The sequence below is a fragment of the Pseudomonas sp. S2_B10 genome, from assembly GCF_054668425.1.
In genome coordinates, this window is sequence record NZ_CP162768.1 from 3,420,561 (window position 1) to 3,441,750 (window position 21,190).

A 21,190-nucleotide genomic window follows, 5' to 3' on the forward strand; every position below is an offset into this window, starting at 1 on the left:
AATGTGAAGCCCTCTTCGCGAGCAGGCTCGCTCCCACAGTTGTTTCTCGGTGTTGCTGATAGCGCATTCCAGCGCGACAAATTGACCCGATAGACAAAAGGCTGACCCACATCCGTGCCTTTTGCCTCGCGCTCTGAGAAAATGCCCGCACTTTTTTTCCGGATGCCGACATGACTGCCCTGAAGAACGACCGTTTCCTCCGCGCCCTGCTCAAGCAACCCGTTGACGTCACCCCTGTGTGGATGATGCGCCAGGCCGGTCGCTACCTGCCGGAGTACCGCGCCAGCCGCGCGCATGCCGGCGACTTCATGAGCCTGTGCATGAATCCGCAATTCGCCTGCGAAGTCACCCTGCAACCGCTCGACCGCTACCCGCAACTGGACGCGGCGATCCTGTTTTCCGACATCCTCACCATTCCCGATGCCATGGGCCAGGGCCTGTACTTCGAGACCGGTGAAGGTCCGCGCTTCAAAAAAGTCGTCAGCACGATGGCCGACATCGAAGCGTTGCCGATCCCGGATCCGCACAAAGACCTCGGCTACGTGATGGATGCGGTCAGCACCATCCGTCGCGAACTCAACGGTCGCGTGCCGTTGATCGGTTTCTCCGGCAGTCCGTGGACCCTCGCGACTTACATGGTTGAAGGCGGCTCCTCGAAAGACTTCCGCAAGACCAAGGCGATGCTCTACGACAACCCGCAAGCCATGCACCTGCTGCTCGACAAACTGGCGCAGTCGGTGACTTCGTACCTCAACGGCCAGATCATGGCCGGTGCGCAAGCGGTGCAGATCTTCGATACCTGGGGCGGCAACCTGTCGGCGGCGGCGTATCAGGAATTCTCCCTGGCTTACATGAAGAAAATCGTCAGCGGCCTGATCCGCGAGAACGACGGACGCAAAGTGCCGGTGATTCTGTTCACCAAAAACGGCGGCCTGTGGCTGGAAAGCATCGCCGAAGCCGGCGCCAACGCCCTCGGCCTGGACTGGACCTGCGACATCGGCAACGCCCGTGCCCGTGTCGGCGACAAGGTCGCATTGCAAGGCAACATGGACCCGACGGTGCTCTACGCCAAACCGGAAGCGATCCGCACTGAAGTCGGGCGCATTCTGGCCAGTTATGGCAAGGGCAGCGGCCACGTGTTCAACCTTGGTCATGGCATCACCCCGGAAGTTGATCCGGAACATGCCGGCGCGTTCCTGCGTGCGGTGCATGAGCTGTCAGCGCAGTATCACGAGTGATCAGCGCCCAATAAAAAACGCCCGGCCAATGCCGGGCGTTTTCTTTTGCACGATCTAATGTCGTACCCAAATCAACTGTGGGAGCGAGCCTGCTCGCGAAAGCGGTGTGTCATTCAACACTGATGTTGCCTGACACAGTGCATTCGCGAGCAGGCTCGCTCCCACAGGGTTTTATGTCAGGCTTTGACACCCTGCAACGGCGGCAACTTCGCCAGCTTCAACGCCACCAGAAGGGCAATCAGCAACAACGCACCAATAAACAGGCCGATGCCGTTCCACCCGCCCAGATGCCAGAACACCCCGCCCGCCGTCCCGGCAATGCTCGATCCGGCGTAATAACTGAACAGATACAGCGACGACGCCTGACCCTTGGCCGTCAACGCGCGCCGGCCGATCCAGCTGCTCGCCACCGAGTGCGCGGCGAAGAAGCCGAAGGTGAACACCAGCATGCCGATGATGACCAGCAACAGCGGCGTGAACATCGTCAGCGCGAGCCCGGCGAACATCAGCGCAATCGTCGCCCAGAGCACTCTGCGCCGCCCCAGTTTGTCCGCCAGCGAACCGATCTTCGCCGAGCTGTAGATCCCCGACAGGTAGACCACCGAGAGCAATCCGACAAATACCTGATCGAGGTTGTACGGCGCAGCCAGCAAGCGGTAGCCGATGTAGTTGAACAGCGTGACAAACGCGCCCATCAGCACAAACGCTTCAAGAAACAGCAGCGGCAGACCGGCGTCGCGAAAGTGCATGGTGAAGCCGTCGAGCAGGCTGCGCGGGTGCAGCGAGCGGGCGCGGAAGTTGCGCGACTCCGGGAGGATCTTCCAGAACACCGCCGCTGCGACCAGCGCCAGACCGCCAATCACCAGCATCGCCGTGTGCCAGCTGACGAAGTCGATCAGCACGCCAGTTATCAAGCGTCCGCTCATTCCGCCGATCGCGTTGCCGCCGATGTACAAACCCATCGCCAGGCCGATGTGCTGTGGATGGATTTCTTCGCTCAGATAGGTCATCGCCACTGCTGCCAGGCCGCTCAACGACAGGCCGATCAGCGCGCGCATGATCAATACGCCGTGCCAGCTCGGCATCATCGAACTGGCGATGGTGCATAGCGCGGCAGCGAACAATGCCGCGACCATCACCGGTTTACGGCCGATGCGGTCGGAGATCGGCCCGGTGATCAGCAGGCCGAAGGCCAACATGCCGGTTGCCACCGAGAGGATCAGACTGCTCTGCGCCGCGTTGATCCCGTATTCGTGGGACAGCAGCGGCATCATCGGTTGCACGCAATAGAGCAGCGCGAACGTCGCAAAGCCGCCACAGAAAAGCGCCAGCACCGTGCGCATGAACGCCGGCGTGCCTTTTTCGATGTAGATCTCCTGCAGCTCGGCGAGGGCATCGTCGTCGGCTGCGGGCGGGATTTCGTGGGCAAGGGGCGCGACAGCAGTTTTCACTTCAGACCTCGGAAAGCACAGCCGGGCAGGCAATGAAAAAATCATATAGCTGGCTAATGTTTCTATCCAATATATTGTTCGACCTGTTTGATAGCTTCAGCGACCTAATGGAAATCCTATGGAACTGCGTCATCTGCGTTACTTCATCGCAGTCGCCGAAGAACTGCATTTCGGCCGGGCCGCACAGGTGCTGGGCATCTCCCAGCCACCACTGAGCCAACAGATTCAGGCGCTGGAGCAACAGCTCGGCGCGCGCTTGTTCGAGCGCACCAATCGTCGGGTCGAGTTGAGCGAGGCCGGTCGCCTGTTTCTGCAGGAGGCGCGGCTGGTGCTGGCACAAGTCGACAAGGCAGCGGATGTCGCCCGCCGTGCGCAACTTGGCGAGCTGGGTGAATTGAAGATTGGCTTCACCTCGTCGGCGCCGTTCAATTCGACCATTCCGCAGGCGATTTTTTCCTTTCGTCAGCGCTTTCCGGCGGTGCATCTGAATTTGCGCGAAATGAGCAGCACCATGGTCGCCGATGCTCTGGTGGACGAGTCGATCGAAGTCGGCATCATGCGCCCGCTCGGATTGCCGGATTCACTGAGTGTTGTGGAGTTGATGCGCGAGCCATTGGTGGCGGTGCTCAGTTCCAAGCATCCACTGGCCCAAAGTAGCGATGAAGGCCTGTTTCTCTCGGCGCTGGCGCTGGAACCGTTCGTATTTTTCCCGCGCAGCTATGGCAGCGGGCTCTATGCGCAACTGCTAAACCTGGCCCGTGACGCCGGCTTCAGCCCGCACTTCGCTCAAGAGGCTGGTGAGGCGATGACCATCATCGGCCTGGTCGCAGCGGGCCTCGGTGTGTCAGTGCTGCCAGCGTCCTACCAACGCATGCGCATCGACGGCGTGGTCTACCGCCCGCTGCTCGATCCCGAAGCGATTTCGGCGGTGTGGCTGGTGCAGCGCAAAGACCAGAAATCGCCGATGGCCAAGGCGTTTGTCGAACTGCTTACGCGCAAGGTTGAACCGCTGACGGTGTGAAGGCGGCTGGCGCTTTCGCGAGCAGGCTCGCTCCCACAGGGAAACGCATTCCAAGGTGGGAGCGAGCCTGCTCGCGAAGGCGTCGGCCCAAACATCACAGATTTCAGGGCAACCGCACCAAATCCCCCTTCAAAGCCACCCGGGTAACAAAAACTCCTGCCCGGCACTCGTAGGTATTCAAATCCTTGCGTACACGCTGGTCGTAGTAGCTGACGATATTGACCACCGCATTCGCCCCGACCCGCTTGGCATCAGCCTGCAATTTGATCAGATTCGACTGCAACACCCATTCACACGAAGCCTGATCGCTCTTGTTGAAGCCGTTGGTTTTCAAATCACTGACCACCCCTTGGCGCAGCAACTGCTGAGTGCCCTGCGGCCCGTTGCCGATCAGGTAGAACTTCACACTGCCATCCAGCCGACCGGCGCGAATGGCGTCCGACAGCACGGTTTCGAAAGGCATGTACATGAGGTTGGTGGCATGGCTGGCACTTGGCAGCAGGGCGATAAGCGCAGCGGCCATCAGGGCTTTCACTTGCATGGTCATCTCCTTTGACGGTGAAAGAGACTGCGAGGGCAGGTTACGGTGCTGCGACCTGCATCAGCGAGTGTAGATGCTGTTCAATCAGCGCAAAAAAAGGGCGCCAAACGGCGCCCTTTGTCATTTCTGGCGTTTACTGAACCTTCGCCAAATCACCCTTCAGCGCAACGCCCGCCATGATCGCGCCGGCGTGGCATTCGTAGGTTTGCGCGTCCTTGCGCTCGTTGCGCTTGTAGAAGCTGACGATGTTGGTCACGGCGTTGGCGCCGGCGTTTTTCGCGGCCTGGTGCAGGCTGATGATTGCCGATTGGGCAACCCATTCGCAGGCGACTTCGTCGGACTTGTTGAAGGCGTTGGTTTTCTTGTTGGTCACGGCGTCGGCGCTGACCACGGTGACTTTACCGGCCGGGGTGTTGCCGGCCAGATAGAATTTCACGCTGCCATCGATCTTGCCGGAGCGGGTGGCTTCGGCGACGGCTTTGTCGAATGGCAGGTAGACCGCCGTGTCGCGGGCCTGGCTGACCGCTGGCAGGGCGCAGAGCAGCAGGGTAACGGCGGCGAATTTCTTGAAGTGCATGTAGGTCTCCTTGACCTGGATTGATTCGGTTATGCCCAGCGGCGGAAGATCAACGAAGTGTTGACGCCACCGAAAGCGAAGTTGTTGTTCATCACGTAATCGTGGTGCATCTGACGAAACTCGCCGCGCAGGTAATCGAGCTTGCCGCAGTGCGGGTCGACCTCGTCGAGGTTGAAGGTGTGCACGTAACGGTCGCTGTTGAGCATCTCGATGCTGAACCATGACTCCAGCGCACCGCAGGCACCGAGGGTGTGGCCGAGAAAGCTCTTTTGCGAGCTGATCGGCATGTGTTCGCCGAACAAGCCGCTGGTGGCCAACGTTTCGGCGATGTCGCCCTGTTCGGTCGCGGTGCCGTGGCCGTTCACATAGCCAATGGCGTCCGGACTGAGGCCGGCATCTTCCAAGGCCAGCTCCATGGCGCGGCGCATGGTGACCTGTTCCGGGCGGGTCGTGTGCTGGCCGTCGGCGTTGCTGCCGAAACCGACGATTTCCGCGTGAATGTGCGCGCCACGGGCGAGGGCGTGTTCCAGCTCTTCAAGCACCAGCATGCCGCCACCTTCACCAATCACCAGACCGTCGCGGCCCTTGTCGTACGGGCGTGGGCTGGTCTGGGGTGCATCGTTTTTCAAGCTGGTGGCGTACAGCGCGTCAAACACCATGGCTTCGGTTGGGCACAGTTCTTCGGCACCGCCGGCGAGCATCAACGGCAAGCGGCCGAACTTGATTGCCTCGTAGGCGTAGCCGATGCCCTGGCTGCCGCTGGTGCAGGCGCTGGAGGTCGGGATCAGGCGCCCGGTGAGGCCGAAGAAAATGCTGATATTGGCGGCGGTGGTGTGCGGCATCATCCGCACATAGGAGTTGGCGTTGAGCCCCTCGGCCACCGAGTTGAGCAGCATGTTGCCGAAGGCTTTGATCTCGTCAGTGCTACCGGTAGATGAACCACAAGCGACGCCCATGCGCCCGTCCTTGATCGATTCGTCACCGAGCAGGCCAGCATCGGCCAGAGCCTTTTCTGCTGCGCCGACCGCCAGTCGCGAAACCCGGCCCATGCTGCGCAACTGCTTGCGGGTCCAGTGCGACGGTACGAGGAAATCATCGATAGGTCCGGCCAGACGCGTGTTGAGCTCAGTGAAGCGATCCCACTCGTCCATGCGGCGAATGCCGCTGCGATTGGCCGCGAAATTGCCGGCAATGGTCGGCCAGTCGCTGCCCAGCGAGGTGATGCCGGCCATGCCGGTGACGACGACGCGCTTCATCAGCACAGGCCTCCGTTGACCGCCAGGACCTGACGGGTGATGTACGAGGCTTCCGCCGACATCAGGAAATTCACCGCAGAGGCCACTTCTTCAGGGGCGCCCATGCGTTGCGCGGGGATCATTTTCATCAGTTCCTCCACCGGCACGTTTTCGTCGAGCATGGCCGTGTCGATCAGGCCAGGGGCGACGCAGTTAACGGTGATTTTGCGCTTGCCCAGCTCGATCGCCAACGCCTTTGCCGCACCGATCACGCCGGCCTTCGAGGCGCTGTAATTGACTTGGCCACGGTTGCCGATCAGGCCCGATACCGAAGTGATGCAGACGATGCGCCCGGCGGCGCGACGACGGATCATCGGCATCATCACCGGGTGCAGGACGTTGTAGAAACCGTCGAGGTTGGTGCGCAGGACCACGTCCCAATCGTCATCGCTCAGCGCCGGAAACGCGCCGTCGCGGGTCAGCCCGGCGTTGAGCACCACGCCGTAATAGGCGCCATGGTTTTCAACGTCGGCTTCGAGAATGCTTCTGCAGGATTCGCGGTCGGCGACGTCGAATTGCAGGATGCGTGCGCTGCGGCCCAGCGCTTCGATTTCGGCCTGCACCGCTTGGGCTTCGGTCATGCCGCTGCGGCAATGCAGGACGATGTCGTGCCCGGCTTGCGCCAGACGCAAGGCAATGGCGCGGCCGATGCCACGGCTGGAGCCGGTGACCAGTACGGATTCAGTCATCGTGCGACTCCTTTGTCTGTTGCAGATATTGGTTGGCATGCGGCGGACGGAACACGTTCAGCCGGGCGCTGGCATGTATGCCGTCACCGTGGATGTGACATTCGAATACGCCCATGCCGTTGTCGTCTTCCAGTGAGCGCAGGCCGTGGATGGTCAGCACGCTGCCAGGCGCAAAGGCTTCGACGTTGCACTCGAATTTGCGCGTGCCGAGGAGAAAGCCCAGCTCCGGCGGATTGCCTTTTTGCCGGGCGTGGCAACCGGCGAAAGCGGCGACGCTCTGCGCCATCAGCTCAACGCCGACCCACGCCGGCAGGCTGCCGTCGGGCAGGTTGAACAGGCCGTCGGGCTTGACCGTGAGGCGAGTGAAAATCTGCTCGTCATCGAAGCGCTCGATGGCGTCGATCAGAATCATGTCGCCGGCATGCGGCAGCAGTTCGGCGAGCGGCCAGTGGCTCATGGGGCGTCTCCGATAATCAGGCTGACGTTGTTGCCGCCGAAGGCAAACGAGTTGCTCATCAGGTAGCGCGGTGCAATGGACGTCAGGCGTTCGCTCGCGGTCACCCACTTGAGCGGCGGCAGCGCGGGATCGGCCTGGCCGTCCCAGATATGCGGAGGCAACGCCTGCTCAGGGTTGTCGGCACTCAGGCTCAGCCAGCAGAACGCCGCTTCCAGCGCGCCGGCAGCGCCGAGGGTGTGGCCGGTCAGCGGCTTGGTTGACGAGCAGGCGACGCCTTGGGGAAACAGCGCCGCGACCGCCAGACTTTCCATCGCGTCGTTGTGTTGGGTGGCGGTGCCGTGCAGGTTCAGGTAGTTGATCTGCGTGGCTTGCAGATGCGCGCGGCCAAGGGCTTTTTGCATGGCTTGCAGGGCGCCGCGACCGCTCGGCTCCGGTGCGGAGATATGGTGCGCATCCGAGCTGGCGCCCGCACCCAGCAGGGCGATGCCCGGGTCTTCGCCGCGCTGTTTGCTCATCACGAACAGCACCGCTGCCTCGCCGATATTGATGCCGTTGCGGTTGGTGGAAAACGGATTGCAGCGCTCATCTGAAACGGCTTCCAGCGATGAGAAACCGTTCAGCGTGAGCTTGCACAGACTGTCGACGCCGCCGCACAGTACCGCGTCGCACAGGCCCAGATCGAGCAGGCGCTGAGCGCTCATTAAAGCGCGGGCGCTGGAGGTACAGGCGGTGGAAATCACGTAGGCCGGGCCGCTCAGTTGCAGCCATTCGGCGAGAAAATTCGCCGGGGCGCCAAGTTCCTGCTGGCGATAGTCGTACTCGCGGGGAAATTGCTGTTCGCGGATGTAATGCGCGAGACCACGGCTGGCCTCGTCGATGCCTGAGGTGCTGGTGCCGAGCACCACGCCTATGCGCTCGCGGCCGAAGGTCTGGATCGCACGATCGATGTCGTCTCGAATCTGCAGCGCGGCTTCCAGCAGCAGCTGATTGTTGCGACTGCTGTGCTCGACCAGGTCCGCGGGGATCGGCGCCAATTCACCGTGTACGCCGGCGACAGGCAGTTCACGTTCGGCGACCCAGCCGGACTCGCGGCGCATTCCCGAACAGTCTCCGGCAAACAGATTGCGCGCGACTTCAGACTTGTCGCGTCCCAGGGCGCAGATCACGCCTAGGGCATTCAGGTAAGCGGTCATGGCGTCGATTCACCTAACTGGGAAACGCGATATTGCGGGCCTTGGGGCAGATTCAATTGGAAGCTCAACGGTTGTGAATAGCGGATGTTCCAGCGCGCCGGCAGTGAACGCTGATCGGCCTGTTGTCGGGCGTCGGGATAGTTGCGCAGCAGCTCGGCAGGAGGCGTCAGGGCGAACAGCAATGCGGCGAACAACTCCCGCGCTTCCGGGTTCGGCGGCAGCAGACCGTCGGCCTGCCAGTGCCCGTCGATCAGTTGCTGGCGGGCCTGGGGAATGCCCAGCGGATCCATCATCGACCACCGCGTGCCGGCGCCTTCGCGCTGGATCACCAGCAGCCAGTCCTGACGCTGCCCGGCTTGCTCGCGCTCAATGTGCAGTTGCAGCGGCAGAGGCAGCGTCGGGTTGGCCGCTGGTAGCGGTGGCTGGCTGGCGCAGGCACTAAACAGCAAGGCTGACAAAACGATCGCCAGCCATGCAGCAAACCCTGTGGGAGCGAGCCTGCTCGCGAATGCCATCTGACATTCGCCACTTTGGCTGACTGATACACCGCTTTCGCGAGCAGGCTCGCTCCCACAGGGTTTCAGGTGTTCAGATCGATAGCCGTACATCAGACAGATTCCTGCAATGGCTTGCGCGCGACGACGTTTACCAGCGTCTCTTCGCGCTCACCGAATGGCTTGGGTTTGCTCAACCCCAACCGCTCCAGCAAACCAAAATCCTTCGACCGGCTCCACCACAGATACGGGTAGGACACATTGCGCTCGGCAAACTCGAAGCCCTGCTCGCGGATCATCTGCAGGTAGCCGGCGGCGCTCTTCTGCACATGCATCGGATGGCGGAACAGCCAGCGAATCACCCAGGTATCAATGTAAGCCTCGGTGGATTCGGCGAACAGCAGATAGCCGCCTGGCTTGAGCACGCGATAGAACTCGGCCAAGGCCTTTTCCTGCTCGACCAGATGATGGAAGGTCTGGTGGCAGAACAGCAGGTCGACGCTGGCATCGGCGACGTTGAGCGTGGCGCAATCGCTGCCGATCAACTCGACTGGCATGCCCAGGCGGGTGGCCTCTTCGGCGCTGAGTTGCAAACTGTGCGGGTCGGCGTCGACGCCGATCAGTCGCTGCGGGGCGAAGGTCTGACGCAGGTGGCCGAAGGACTTGCCCTGACCGCAACCGGCGTCGAGCAGCACCGGGTGTTCCGGCAGCGGCTCACTGAATAATCCACGCAAATCGTTGATCGCCACGCGCAGCACATGGCGCTGCCAGGTGTGGCTGCGCAAGAACCAGAGACCGAAGCGGGTTTCCTCGACGTAACTGTCGCTCAAGTAATTCATGAGGCGTCCTGCGCGCAGAGTTGGGAAATCATCTTCAGCCGGCGCCGCGCTTCACTGACGAACGGGTTGCGCTCGTCCCAGGCGTAACCGGCGAGGATCGAGCAGATCATCCGGCGAATTTCCGCTTGGCTGTCCTCATAGAAAATCACGTCCTGGAAGGTGCCGGCGTACCAGCCTTCGACGTAGCAACGGAAGGTATCGACGCCGCGTTTCAACGGTTCGGCAAATTCGCTTTGCCAGTCCACCGTTTCACCCTGCAACTGGCGGTGCAGCACGCCGGCAGCCATGCTCGCCGAACGCATGGCGATGGTCACGCCGGAGGAGAATACCGGGTCAAGGAATTCTGCGGCGTTGCCCAGCAGCGCGAAGCCCGGGCCGTGCAGGGTTTTCACGTTGGCCGCATAGCCGCCGAGGGTGCGCGCCGGGGTGTCCCAGACCGCGTTGTTCAGAACCCCGGCGAGGCTCGGCGTCTCGGCGATGAAGCTGCGCAGGCAGGCATCGAGATCGCTGTCGCGGCCCCGGAAATGTTCCTCAGCCGCGACCACGCCTATCGAGCAGCGGCCATTGCTGAACGGGATGGTCCAGAACCACACATCGCGATGCTCGGGATGGGTGGTGACGAGGATCTTTTCACGGTCGAACGCCGGGTTGTCGATGTGATCTTCGACATGGGTGAACACGGCCTGACGCACCGGGAAATTCGAAGGTGCTTCGAGGTCGAGCAAGCGCGATAGCACGCGGCCGTAGCCGCTGGCGTCCAGGACGAAATTGGCTTCGACGCGATACTCGCTGCCATCTTCGCGGCGCACATCGAGTTGTGGTTTCGCCTGATCGAAATCGACGCTGACAATCGCATCGCCATAACGGATTTCCGCACCTTGCAATGCCGCTTGATCGGCCAGCAACTTGTCGAAATCGGCGCGCTGCACCTGGAACGTGGTCGGCTTGCCGGCGGTGAAAGTGTCGCCAAAATCGAAAGCGCTGTAGCGCTCGCCCCAGGCAAACGCCGCGCCGGTCTTGCGCTGGAACCCGGCGGCGTTGACGGCGTCGAGCATACCGGCTTCTTCGACGAAATCCAGGCAGTGGCTGAGCAGGCTCTCGCCGATGGAGAAGCGTGGGAAGTGCTGGCGCTCGAGCACCAGCACATCGTGGCCCTTGCGTTTGAGCAGGGCTGCGGCGATAGCACCGGACGGGCCGGCACCGATGATCACGACCTGACGGGATTCCATTTCAACGATTGGCACGTGAGCTCCGGGGCAAGGGACTGTTCAGATTCAGGGGCGCGCGATGCAGACCGATAAGGGCCGGCAGCAGCGTCGCGATCAGACCCATCAGCATCAGCGCGAAATACAGCGCGGGGGTGATGAGTTGTTGTTGCAATAGCAGGTTGAGAAAGACGATTTCGCTCAGGCCGCGAATGTTCAGCAGCACGCTTTCGCGCCAGCGGCTGGCGCCAGCGAACGAGGCGCCCGCCCAACCGAGGCCGAGCCAGTTGCCGAGCAGTTTACTGGCAATCGGCAACAGCAGCAGCGCCGCCCATTGCCCGGCGTCGAGGCTGGCGAGGGCGCTGTGCACGTCGATCTGAACGATGCCGAACGTGAGGATCAGCGGGATCGCGATCCATGTCTGCAAACGGCTCATCCAGCGCGCCGGCAACGGCAGCACCAACGGCACTTTCAACAGCGCCATGCACAGCAGGTAGCCGATGCCGAAAATCAGCGCGTTGAGTTTGTAATGCTCGGCCATGACCAGCAACGCGAAGAAGCCGAGGCTGTAGGTCAGCGGGCGACGCGCGCGCAGCAGGTGCAAAAGCAGCGGCACGCCGGCCATGGCCACAGGCAGCAACAGGCTGCTCAGGTGCAGGCTGCCTTGGGCTAGGCCGAACAGCGTCCAGCAAGTCAGATCGATAAGGATCGCGGTCTGCACCAGCCGCCGCGTGGCAGCGGGCGGGTAATCGATATGACGCAGGTACAGGTACAACACCGGGATCGCGGTAATGGCGAAGACCAGTCCGATGGCCAATGCGCTGAGCCACGGCTGCGACGGCAGCAACCAATACGCGACCGCCAGCCCGCAAGCGAACGGCACAGCGAAACTCGGCACAGCGATTTTTACGCTCTGGCGATCCAGACGCAGATCGATGACATCGCTGAGGATGTGCCCGAGCAGCAAGGCGAAGCTCAGGCTGTAGAGATCTTTCAGCCAGTCAGGGGCGATCAGTTGTGCGCCGCTGAGCTGCCAGCCCGGCTCGATCCAGAAATACATCAGCAACGGCAAACCGAAGCTCGTTAGCAGTAACTGGCTGACGATCGGAATCAGGCCGAAGTGACGGCCGACACGAGTCGCCAGGGCAAACAGCGCCAAGGCCAGCAACCAGAAGCCGAAGACCATCATGCCGCTGGCTCCGCAACCGGTTCATGGCGCCCGGCCCACGGCGCGAGCATGAAGCTGAACGCCAGGCCGAGGCTCACCGACAGGCCGAAATTGCTCACCGCCGGGGTGCTGGACACCGCCAGCAGGCCGAACGATAGCCACGTGGTGACGGCGGCGAGCAAGGTGCCGAGCAGGCTCACCGCCGCGCCGCCCACCTGTTCGCGCATGAGGATTGCGTAATCGACGCTGATCGCCGTCACCAGCAACAGGCCGAACAGGCTGAACAGGGTCAGTGGCTGACCGAGCCAGCCAAGGCTGGCCAGACTGCACAGCGCCGCCAGCAGCGGCAGGGCGACGATACGCAGGGCGCCGGTCAGGCCGAACGGCAGCATCAGCACCAGCACGATCAACACGCAGGAGGCCAGTTTCAGTTCGGCGGCGCTGATCTGCGTGGCGGCGAACACCTTGTTCAGATCACCGAGGCGATCGACCAGCACCACTCCCGGCAAATCGAGCGCCTGCACGCGCAACAACGACGGATTGTTCAAGCCCTGCAAACTGGTCATCGCTGCGACGCCGTCTTCAGTCGGTCCAAGCCACAGTGTCCGATACGGCTCACCGAGCGGGCCGGCCAGCGCGGCGTCGATGTCTTCGGCGGGCAGGGTCTGCAACTGCTGCAATTCATTTTGCAACGCAGCCGCCGGCACGCCGAGATCGAGCAGCGGTTGCCAGAACGACGGCAGCTTGTTCAGTGATTCGCGCACTTGCTGTTGCTGGCTCGGCGCACTGACCAGTTGATCAAGGGCCAGATAGCCTTGCAGTTTGTCGAGGTTGACCAGCTGCTGCAGCCGTTCGCTCAGCGCTGCCTGGCGCTCGAGCAATTGCTCCTGATTGGCAGCGCGGATCAGGAAGAACTGGCTGGTCGGTTGATACCCGGTGATGCGCGCGATGGTCTGCGCTTCGTCGGTCAGATGCTGCGGCGCGCCGACCCATTGGCGGATGTCGTTCTTGCTCTGCAACTGCATCAAGCCGCCGATGCAGAAGGCGATCAGCAGGGCCAGCAGCGCGGGCGTGCGCATGCAACCGAGCAGCGCCTCGCGCAGATGAATCAGGCGCTCGGCCAGACGCAGCGGCCATTGCGCCGGGCGCAGTTGGACATTTTTCAGCAGCGCCGGCAGCAGGCAGACCGCCGACAGATAGGCACCGAGCAAGCCGGCGGCGGAGAACACGGCGATCTGCGTCAGCGCCGGGAACGGTGTCCAGGCCAGCGCTAGGTAGCCGATAACGCTGGTGATCAGGCTCAGGGTCAGCCCCGGCAAGGTCAGGCGCAGGGCCGGCCAGCTGCGCCACGGCTTGAGGCTCCAGCTCTTGGACAGATAGTGCAGCGGGTAATCGACGGCGACGCCGATCAGACTCGAACCGAGCACCAGCGTCATCACATGCATGTGGCCGAACAGCGCCACGCAGGCCACCGCGCCGAACAGCATGCCGACCAGCACCGGAACAAATGCCAGCAGCACGCCCCAGCGGCGAAACGCCAACAGCAGCAACAGCAGAATGCCAACCGTCGCACCACCGCCGACCCAGGTCATTTCGCGGGTGGCTTGTTGCTGGCCGTTGGCGGCGTAGAGCAGGCCACTGGCGGCGAGCAACTGCACGTCGCCTTTCGCCGCCTGTTCGCGGCTGTGCTGGAGCAGATCCGCAACTTGCAGCGGCAGGTTCATATCGAAGGCATTGCCGGTGGTGCGCGCACGCAGCATCACCCAGCTCTTGCCGTCGGCATCGGCGACCAGTGCGCCGCTGCCAATGTCCAGTTGCACTGCGCCATGTTTCGGCTGGCTGTTCTGGATGCGCCCGGTCAGGCCCAGCCAGTCGTCCTGGCTCGGCACCAGGGTAAAGCCGCTGAACGGATCGAACAGCGCCTGTACTCGCTGCTGGATGAACGCGTCGGGGTGCTTGCTGAGTAGCTGCCGATCATCCGCCGAGAGCATCGCAAGGCGTCCTTGCAGCAATTGCTTGCGCAGCGCCGGCAAGTCGGCTTGCAGGTTCCATTGCACGGTTTCGAACAGACCGCTGGCCTGCCATTGTTCGCCCAGTTGCTGGGCCATGGTCAGCGCTTGCTGGCGATCGGCGTGGCCGACCAGCACCAGCATTTCGCGATTGAGCGGTTCTTGCATGCGCTGTTCGGCGCGCAACTCCAGCGCGTCTGGACTGGTCCCGGGTACCAGCTCCATGAGATTGGCCGACAGCGGCGCACCGTCGCGCCACTGCCAGGCAGCCAGCACGACAACGGCCAGCAGCAGGCTCAGAAACAGCCAGGGCAGCTTGCGTTCACTCGGCAAAGTCATGTTGCTCCGCTTCGCTCAAGGGTTGCTCGGCCGTGCTGTCCTGCATGCGCAGCAGGGTGCTGTCGCCTTGGGTTTCCAGCAGCTCGATGGTTTGCACAAGGGCGCCGCCATCGATATTGATCTGCTGGAACACTTGCTTGAGCAGCATCGAACGCGGCGTCAGGGTCAGTTGCCACTGCTGCGCCGTGCCGCTCAGGGCCAGTTCGAAATCGCGCTGCAAACCGCTGCTGTCACCTTGCAGCACGGCGAGGAACAAACGGTTCTGCTCGGCACCGGCGCTCTTGTTCGGCAGGAGTTGCCAGCCATTGGTGTCACGGCGGGCGATGCCATTGGCGGTGATGCGGTAATCCTGTTGCAGCGGAGTTTTCAACAGCCACAGCAGGCCATGATTTTTCGCGAGGACGAAGCTGCCCTTGCTGATCAGCGGCTGCGGCAGGGCGCGCAGGTGTTTTTCCTGAGTGAACTGGCCGTGGATAACATCCGGTTTCGCCAGTTGTTCACTGAGTTGTTGCAGGTCGAAGGCATTGGCCCATGACGACACGGCCAGCAGCGCCAACGCGCCAAGGCTTTTGAACAACACATTCATCGCAGCATCCTTTCCACGGCATCGGTGAAGACTTTGGGTGAGGCCAGTTGCATCTCGCGGCTGCTGACTTCCACAGCGACTTGCACAGAGCTTGCGCGGGTCAGGCGCTCGCCGGTCTGCAGGTCGCTGATCAGATAATTGATCTTCAGACGGTTTTCCCACTCGATCAGGCTGGCGCGCACGTTCAGCCGTTGGCCGAACACCGCGCTGCGCACGTAGCGCAATTGCAGATCGATGATCGGCCAGGCGTAACCCGACTCGACCATGTGCGTGTAGTTGTGGCCGATCTTGTCCAGCAACGCGCAGCGCGCGACTTCGAGGTATTTGACGTAATGGCCGTGCCAGACCACGTGCATGGTGTCGACGTCGAAAAACGGCACGAGAATCTCGGTATCGGCGTGAAGCACTCCGGCACTACGCATGCAGCCTCCAGTGTTGCGCGGCGATGCGTTGCAGGCACAGGCGCAGTTCGCCTTCCAGCGCGCGGTCTTCGATGACCGGCGGGAAGTCCTTGCCCAGCTCTTTGTGCATCGCTGCCAGTGCCGGCGGCAGCGGGCGCGCATCGGCGGCTTGAGCGCGCAGCCACACGCCCTGATTGGCGGCGAGCAGCGTGGCGGCGGCGACCTGTTCGGTCAGCTCCAGCACGCGAATCGCATCACGGGCGGCGATGGTGCCCATGCTCACCTTGTCCTGGTTGTGGCACTCGGTGGAGCGCGAGAACACGCTGGCCGGCATGGTGTTTTTCAGTGCTTCGGCGGTCCAGGCGCTGGTGCCGATCTGCACGGCTTTGAAGCCGTGATTGATCATGGCCCGATCGGCTGGCGCGCCGGAGAGGTTGCTTGGCAAGCCGTGGTTGTAGCGCTCGTCGACCAGCAACGCCAATTGCCGATCGAGCAGATCGGCGACGTTGGCCACGAGGTTTTTCAGGCTGTCCATAGCGAACGCAATGTGCCCGCCGTAGAAGTGCCCGCCATGCAGAACGCGCTCGGCTTCGGCATCGATGATCGGGTTGTCGTTGGCGCTGTTCAGCTCGGTTTCGATGAAGCCGCGCAGCCAGTTCAGGCTGTCGGCCAGCACGCCGAGCACATGCGGCGCGCAACGCAGCGAGTAACGATCCTGCAGACGATGCAGTGGCGCGGTCGGCGCGTCGATCGCCAGATCCTTGCGCAGCCACGCGGCGACCTGCATCTGCCCCGGGTGCGGTTTGGCGGCGAACAGGCGTTCGTCGAAGTGCTCCGGATTGCCTTGCAGCGCGACGACGTTGAGCGCAGTGATGCGCGTGGCCAGTTGCAGCAGGTAATCGGCGCGGGCGAAAGCGAGACAGGCGAGGCCGGTCATCACCGCCGTGCCGTTCATCAGCGCCAGCGCCTCTTTCGGGCGCAGCACCAGCGGCGTCCAGCCTAGCTCGCGATGCACGTCGGCAGCCTGACGACGTTCGCCACGGAACAGCACTTCGCGCTCGCCGGACAGGGTTGCGGCGACATAGGACAACGGCGTCAGATCGCCGCTGGCACCCACCGAACCCTCTTCGGGAATCAGCGGCAGGATGTCGTATTCGAGAAACGCGTGCAGACGCTCGAGCAGTTCGACGCGCACCCCGGAAACGCCGTGACACAACGACTGCAAGCGCGCCGCCAGCACCGCGCGGGTCGCCTGCGCGTCGAGCAGTTTGCCCAGGCCGCAACCATGAAAGGTGTAGAGATGACGCGGCAGCGCCTCGACGTGATGCAGCGGCACCGCGACCACGCAGGAATCGCCGTAACCGGTGGTGACGCCGTAGATCACACCTTCCTTGTCCAGCAGCGAATCGAGAAACCGCGCGCCCTTGGCGATGCGCTCGCGATAGTCGGCGTCAGCCTGCAACTGCACGGGCGCCTGACGGTTGGCCAGGGCCAGCACGTCTTCGATGCGCAAAGGGCGTTCGCCGAAGGTTACCGGCTCATGGGTTGGCGTCGTCATCGGTCTTCCAGAAAGGGTAAAAGTTGAACCATTGCTGCGGGGCTTCGAGGCAATAGTGACTCAGGCGCTGCGCGTAGCGGGTGGCCCACTGATGAATGACCTGCTCGCGTTCGCGGCGTGTCCACACCACCGCGTCGGCGAACGGTTCGAGAGTCAGGCGATAGTGGCCGTCGGGTTGCTTGAGGCACATCAGCAGATTGACCGGGCACTTGAGCAGGCCGGCCAGTAACCACGGGCCTTGCGGAAATGGCGCCGGGTGGCCGAGAAAATCCACCGTCACGCTGCGCCCGCCGTGCAGTGGCACGCGGTCACCGGCAATCGCCAGCCACTCGCCGCGTTCCAGCCGTTCATGCAGTTGCAGCATGATCACCGGGTCGAGTTCGCTGACCTGAATCAGGCGCAGATTGGTCGCCCCGGCCTCGCCAAGCAAGCGGTTGAATTGCTCGGCGTGCTTGGTGTGAACCAGCACGTTCATGGTGACTTTTTCGCCGATCTCCGCCAGCGCCCGGCAGACTTCGAGATTGCCCAGATGCGCGCCGACCAGCAGTTGCCCGCGACTGCCGCGCAACTGCTTGCGCAGCAGCGCCGGGTCGATGATTTCGATCTGCTCGATGCTCAGCTTGCCGTTCCACACATCGAGCTTGTCGAGCAGCGAATCGGCGAAGGTCATGAACTGGCCGAACACCCGCCAGTGGCTCGGACGCAGGTCGTCGCGCTGGCTCCACGCGGCCAGCCGCTGCTGGTACTGCCAGGCACTGCGCCGGGCGATCCGGCCGAACAAAAAGAAATACAGGACGATGCCGTACAGCAACGGGCTGAGCAGGCGCCGTCCGAGGACTTTGGCGGCGAACGCGGTGAATTTCATCAGCAGGAAACTTCCGCGCTCTTCGCGGTCGGCCCAGTGCTTCTTGTCGACTTCTTCGCTCATGGTTTCCACCGCCGCCAGAGGATCACCGGCCAACGCAGCAACATGCCGAAGAACAGCCGCGTGTGCATGCTGGAAATCAGCGCGTTGTCGTGGAACAGGCGGAAGTGCGACACGCCGTCCAGCGGGTAATGCACGCTGGTCTGCAGCCAGCGCATCGGCTGATTGCGCCAGGCCAGCCGCACAAGAATGTCCGAGTCGAAATCCATGCGTTTGCCGACTTTGGCCGAGTCGATCACGGCCAGAGTCGGCGCCAGCGGATAAACACGGAAGCCGCACATCGAATCGCGAATCTGCAACGACAGGGTGTTGATCCAGACCATCACGTGCGTCAGGTAGCGAGCGTACAAACGCCCTTTCGGCACGCTCTCGTCGAACAGCGGATAGCCGCAGATCATCGCCTCGGGATGGCCGCGGGATTCGCCGACGAAGCGCGCGACGTCGTGCAAATCGTGCTGGCCGTCGGCATCGACCTGCAAGGCATGGCTGTAACCCAGACGCGAGGCTTCACGCAGACCGGTCATCACCGCGCCGCCCTTGCCCTGATTGGCCGTCAGGCGCACCAGAAAAACCCTGTCGCGCTCGGCCAGGGTGTCGAGCACCCGCGCGCAGGACGGCTCGCTGGCATCGTCCACCAGAATGCACGGCAGACCTTGTGCGAGCAGGGCATCGACCACGGTGGTGATCGCGGTTTCGTGGTTGTATACCGGGATTACGGCGCAGGGGTTATGCATGGGCAGGCCCCAGGAGAATGCGTCCGCTGGAACAGGTCGCCGTGTCGTTGCGATAAGCGAAATACAACTTGCCGCGCTCGGCATCGAAACGCAGATGCAGCTGGATTTCATCACCCGGGCGCACCAGTTGCTGAAACTTCAGCACCTCCATTCCCGCGAACCCGCCATTCAGCTTCAGCAACTGCCGACCCAGATTCAGCGCCCATTCCACCTGCACCACACCGGGCAACACCGGTGCCTTGGGAAAATGCCCGCTGAAGTAGGCCAGATCCGGCGGCACGCTGAGTTGCAGGCTCCACTCGCCGTCGCTTTCGCTTTGCTCCAGCACTTCGGGGGCTTTGGGTCGCGCGGCCAGCAGCAATGCTTCGACGTCGGCTTGCGCCAGTTTGCCCTGGCTGTTCAATGGCATCTGCCGCAGCAGGCGCCAGCGTCGGGGCAGGGCGAGGGCTTCGCAATGTTGGCTCAGATGTTTGCGCAGGGTTTCGGTCAGGTCGCGGCGACCGTGCTCGCGCAGGGCGAACAGGCCCGATTCGCTGAGCACCAGCAGCGCACCGAGCGAGGCGCGGTTTTCCTGGACCACACCGAGGCGCGCTTCGACGACCCAGTCATGGGCTGCCAAGGCCTGCTCGAGCATCGGCAGCGAGATGCGTTTTTCTTCCAGTTTGACGATGCGGTCCAGTCGCCCCAGCAGTTCGAAGCGACCATCGGCGGCAATGCGCGCGGCATCGGCGCTGTGTTCGACATGGCCGGCAGGCAGGTAAGGCGAGGCGATCAGCAGGGCGCCGTCGCTGTCCTGGCTCAGTTCGACGCCAGCAAACGGCCGCCACAACGAATCGCCCTGACGCCAGGCGATGCCGCCAGTTTCCGAGCTGCCGAGGATTTCCGTCGGCCATTGCTGCAAGCGCTGTTGCAGGCTTTGCGCCGCTTCCGACGGCAACGCGCCCCCGGAGGAAAACACCCGGCGCACCGCGCTCAGGGCCGGCCAGTCGAGGTTGTCGCCCATGCGCTTGAGCAGCGCCGGGCTGGCGACCCAGGCGAAGGCCGGGTATTCGCGGCTGGCGCGCTGCAAGTCTTCGGAGAACGCCAGTTGCCGGCGCACGAACGGGCGCCCGGCGCACAATGGCCACAACACGCGAAACAGCAGGCCATAGATGTGTTGCGTGGCGACACTGCCGATGATGCAGGCTTCACCGAGGTCTGCGCCCCACAACTGTTCGAGCGCTTCGACCTCGTTGGCCAATTGGCGCAGGGTCTTGTCGATGCGCTTGGGCTCGCCGCTAGAGCCGGAAGTGCACAGGCTCAGGCGGCATTGATCGAGATCCAGTTGTGCACCGGGCAGTTCGGGCTGAGTGAAGTCGTCCAGCTGTGCATCGCCTGATTGATCGGTCAGCCATAGATCGACTTCCTGCGACCAGCGCTGACGCGTCTGCGCTTGCAGATCCGCCGGCAGCAACACGCTGACGCCGGCACGCCACGCGCCGAGCAGGGCGATGGCGAGGTCGGCGGCATCTTCCAGATGCACGGCCAGCCTTTTCACGCCTTGGCTTTGCAGACCCGCGGCGACGCTCAGGGCCTGCGCTCGCAGTTGCGTGTGATCGAGTGCCGGCGCCTGGCAGATCGCCCGTGCCGGCAGTGCCTTGAGCAACAGCTGCTCAAGTTTTATCCAATTCATGTACGGCCTCTTACCCGTTGTCGTATCAGCCATTCAATGGCAAACATCAGGCCGATCAATCCGTAGGAGATCAGGCCGGTGTACAACATCCACCAATCCAGCGGCGCCCACAGGGTGAGGAGGGCGGCGCACAAACCGTTGCAGAAGAAAAACACGCTCCAGGCCAGCGTGACCTTGCGCGTGTAGCGAATGGCAACCTGCGGCAGCTCCGGCTCACGCAAGCGCGCCAGACGCTCGACCATCGGCGGGCCGAATTTCAAGCTTGCGCCGAACAGCACCAGCATGAATGCGCTGATCAGCACCGGGTACCAGCGCAGCAGCTGCGGGCTGTCGAACACCGCGAGCAGCAGGCAGAAAACCATCGCCACGCACGCCATCCACAGGCTGCCCGGCTTGCGTTCGCCGGTCAGGGCTCGCGCCAGCCACAGGCTGCCCAACAGCAGCGCAAATTGCCACGGGGCGAAATGCTCCATGCCGAAATACACCGCAAAGGGGTACAGCAGACCGGCCAGCAGCAGGCCCAGGCCGATCAGTCGGCTCATGCGGCCGGTTGAACCAGACGGAACACCGCCTCGACCACGTCACCGACGGTGCGCACCGATTTGAACTCTTCGGCGGCGATTTTCTTGCCGGTCTGGCGTTTGATGTGATCGATCAGGTCGACCGCATCGATGCTGTCGATTTCCAGATCCTGATACAGATTGGCTTCCATGCTTACACAAGCGGGATCCAGTTCGAACAGCTCGACCAGGGCATCGCGCAGGGTGTTGAAAATATCGTCACGAGTTTGCATGGTCC

22 protein-coding genes are annotated in these 21,190 nt (G+C 62.7%); 2 read left to right on the top strand and 20 right to left on the bottom strand.

What is annotated here, in order from left to right; all coding sequences use genetic code 11:
- The first annotated feature begins 170 nt into the window (after positions 1-170).
- The gene (gene hemE, locus AB4O45_RS15350) at positions 171-1,238 is read left to right on the top strand and encodes a uroporphyrinogen decarboxylase (RefSeq protein ID WP_460160258.1); all 1,068 of its coding nucleotides are present in this window, start codon (positions 171-173) and stop codon (positions 1,236-1,238) included.
- Between the two features lie 176 nt (positions 1,239-1,414).
- On the opposite strand, the gene AB4O45_RS15355 is transcribed toward hemE, so the two are convergent.
- A complete protein-coding gene (locus AB4O45_RS15355; protein WP_460160259.1) occupies positions 1,415-2,689 on the bottom strand; it encodes an MFS transporter in 1,275 nt (424 codons plus the stop codon).
- Between the two features lie 118 nt (positions 2,690-2,807).
- Here AB4O45_RS15355 and AB4O45_RS15360 point away from each other — a divergent pair, with 118 nt between their 5' ends.
- Entirely contained in the window at positions 2,808-3,710 is a 903-nt protein-coding gene (locus AB4O45_RS15360; RefSeq protein WP_056787362.1) for a LysR family transcriptional regulator, read from the top strand.
- Between the two features lie 103 nt (positions 3,711-3,813).
- Here the strand turns inward: AB4O45_RS15360 and AB4O45_RS15365 are convergent, their stop codons facing one another.
- The 19 genes from AB4O45_RS15365 to AB4O45_RS15455 all read right to left on the bottom strand — a co-directional run bounded on the left by AB4O45_RS15365 (position 3,814) and on the right by AB4O45_RS15455 (position 21,185).
- Positions 3,814-4,251: a hypothetical protein gene (locus AB4O45_RS15365; protein ID WP_041477579.1), complete on the bottom strand. Its 438-nt coding sequence runs from the start codon at positions 4,249-4,251 to the stop codon at positions 3,814-3,816.
- Between the two features lie 133 nt (positions 4,252-4,384).
- A complete protein-coding gene (locus AB4O45_RS15370; protein WP_095181023.1) occupies positions 4,385-4,828 on the bottom strand; it encodes an excinuclease in 444 nt (147 codons plus the stop codon).
- Between the two features lie 29 nt (positions 4,829-4,857).
- Complete coding sequence (locus tag AB4O45_RS15375; RefSeq protein WP_150741717.1) at positions 4,858-6,084, bottom strand: beta-ketoacyl-ACP synthase; 1,227 nt, start codon at positions 6,082-6,084, stop codon at positions 4,858-4,860.
- Positions 6,084-6,812 (bottom strand): 3-ketoacyl-ACP reductase FabG2, encoded by a 729-nt coding sequence (locus tag AB4O45_RS15380; RefSeq protein WP_460160260.1) that lies wholly within the window; start codon positions 6,810-6,812, stop codon positions 6,084-6,086. The genes AB4O45_RS15375 and AB4O45_RS15380 overlap by 1 nt, the downstream gene beginning before the upstream one ends.
- Entirely contained in the window at positions 6,805-7,269 is a 465-nt protein-coding gene (locus tag AB4O45_RS15385) for a hotdog family protein (protein WP_056787367.1), read from the bottom strand. The genes AB4O45_RS15380 and AB4O45_RS15385 overlap by 8 nt, the downstream gene beginning before the upstream one ends.
- Positions 7,266-8,462, bottom strand: coding sequence for a beta-ketoacyl-[acyl-carrier-protein] synthase family protein (locus AB4O45_RS15390; protein ID WP_460160261.1), 1,197 nt, complete (start codon positions 8,460-8,462; stop codon positions 7,266-7,268). Before AB4O45_RS15390 ends, AB4O45_RS15385 begins: the two co-directional genes overlap by 4 nt.
- Complete coding sequence (locus AB4O45_RS15395) at positions 8,459-9,070, bottom strand: hypothetical protein (RefSeq protein WP_460160262.1); 612 nt, start codon at positions 9,068-9,070, stop codon at positions 8,459-8,461. The genes AB4O45_RS15390 and AB4O45_RS15395 overlap by 4 nt, the downstream gene beginning before the upstream one ends.
- Positions 9,070-9,795, bottom strand: coding sequence for a class I SAM-dependent methyltransferase (locus AB4O45_RS15400; RefSeq protein WP_095181020.1), 726 nt, complete (start codon positions 9,793-9,795; stop codon positions 9,070-9,072). The genes AB4O45_RS15395 and AB4O45_RS15400 overlap by 1 nt, the downstream gene beginning before the upstream one ends.
- Positions 9,792-11,039, bottom strand: a complete 1,248-nt coding sequence (locus AB4O45_RS15405; protein WP_460160263.1) for an NAD(P)/FAD-dependent oxidoreductase — start codon at positions 11,037-11,039, stop codon at positions 9,792-9,794. Before AB4O45_RS15405 ends, AB4O45_RS15400 begins: the two co-directional genes overlap by 4 nt.
- Positions 11,026-12,189, bottom strand: a complete 1,164-nt coding sequence (locus AB4O45_RS15410) for a cation:proton antiporter (protein ID WP_460160264.1) — start codon at positions 12,187-12,189, stop codon at positions 11,026-11,028. Before AB4O45_RS15410 ends, AB4O45_RS15405 begins: the two co-directional genes overlap by 14 nt.
- Positions 12,186-14,516: an MMPL family transporter gene (locus AB4O45_RS15415; protein WP_460160265.1), complete on the bottom strand. Its 2,331-nt coding sequence runs from the start codon at positions 14,514-14,516 to the stop codon at positions 12,186-12,188. Before AB4O45_RS15415 ends, AB4O45_RS15410 begins: the two co-directional genes overlap by 4 nt.
- Entirely contained in the window at positions 14,500-15,102 is a 603-nt protein-coding gene (locus tag AB4O45_RS15420) for an outer membrane lipoprotein carrier protein LolA (RefSeq protein WP_056787382.1), read from the bottom strand. Before AB4O45_RS15420 ends, AB4O45_RS15415 begins: the two co-directional genes overlap by 17 nt.
- Positions 15,099-15,524 carry an acyl-CoA thioesterase gene (locus AB4O45_RS15425; RefSeq protein WP_056787385.1) on the bottom strand — a complete coding sequence of 142 codons (426 nt, stop codon included), beginning with the start codon at positions 15,522-15,524 and terminating at the stop codon, positions 15,099-15,101. Before AB4O45_RS15425 ends, AB4O45_RS15420 begins: the two co-directional genes overlap by 4 nt.
- Positions 15,517-17,061, bottom strand: coding sequence for an HAL/PAL/TAL family ammonia-lyase (locus AB4O45_RS15430; RefSeq protein ID WP_460160266.1), 1,545 nt, complete (start codon positions 17,059-17,061; stop codon positions 15,517-15,519). The genes AB4O45_RS15425 and AB4O45_RS15430 overlap by 8 nt, the downstream gene beginning before the upstream one ends.
- Positions 17,042-17,989: an LpxL/LpxP family acyltransferase gene (locus AB4O45_RS15435; protein ID WP_016772029.1), complete on the bottom strand. Its 948-nt coding sequence runs from the start codon at positions 17,987-17,989 to the stop codon at positions 17,042-17,044. The genes AB4O45_RS15430 and AB4O45_RS15435 overlap by 20 nt, the downstream gene beginning before the upstream one ends.
- Positions 17,986-18,720: a glycosyltransferase family 2 protein gene (locus tag AB4O45_RS15440; RefSeq protein WP_056787395.1), complete on the bottom strand. Its 735-nt coding sequence runs from the start codon at positions 18,718-18,720 to the stop codon at positions 17,986-17,988. Before AB4O45_RS15440 ends, AB4O45_RS15435 begins: the two co-directional genes overlap by 4 nt.
- A complete protein-coding gene (locus AB4O45_RS15445; protein ID WP_252868666.1) occupies positions 18,713-20,392 on the bottom strand; it encodes an acyl-CoA synthetase family protein in 1,680 nt (559 codons plus the stop codon). The genes AB4O45_RS15440 and AB4O45_RS15445 overlap by 8 nt, the downstream gene beginning before the upstream one ends.
- Positions 20,389-20,934, bottom strand: coding sequence for a COG4648 family protein (locus AB4O45_RS15450; RefSeq protein ID WP_041477595.1), 546 nt, complete (start codon positions 20,932-20,934; stop codon positions 20,389-20,391). The genes AB4O45_RS15445 and AB4O45_RS15450 overlap by 4 nt, the downstream gene beginning before the upstream one ends.
- Complete coding sequence (locus AB4O45_RS15455) at positions 20,931-21,185, bottom strand: acyl carrier protein (RefSeq protein WP_150638062.1); 255 nt, start codon at positions 21,183-21,185, stop codon at positions 20,931-20,933. The genes AB4O45_RS15450 and AB4O45_RS15455 overlap by 4 nt, the downstream gene beginning before the upstream one ends.
- Positions 21,186-21,190: the final 5 nt, after the last annotated feature.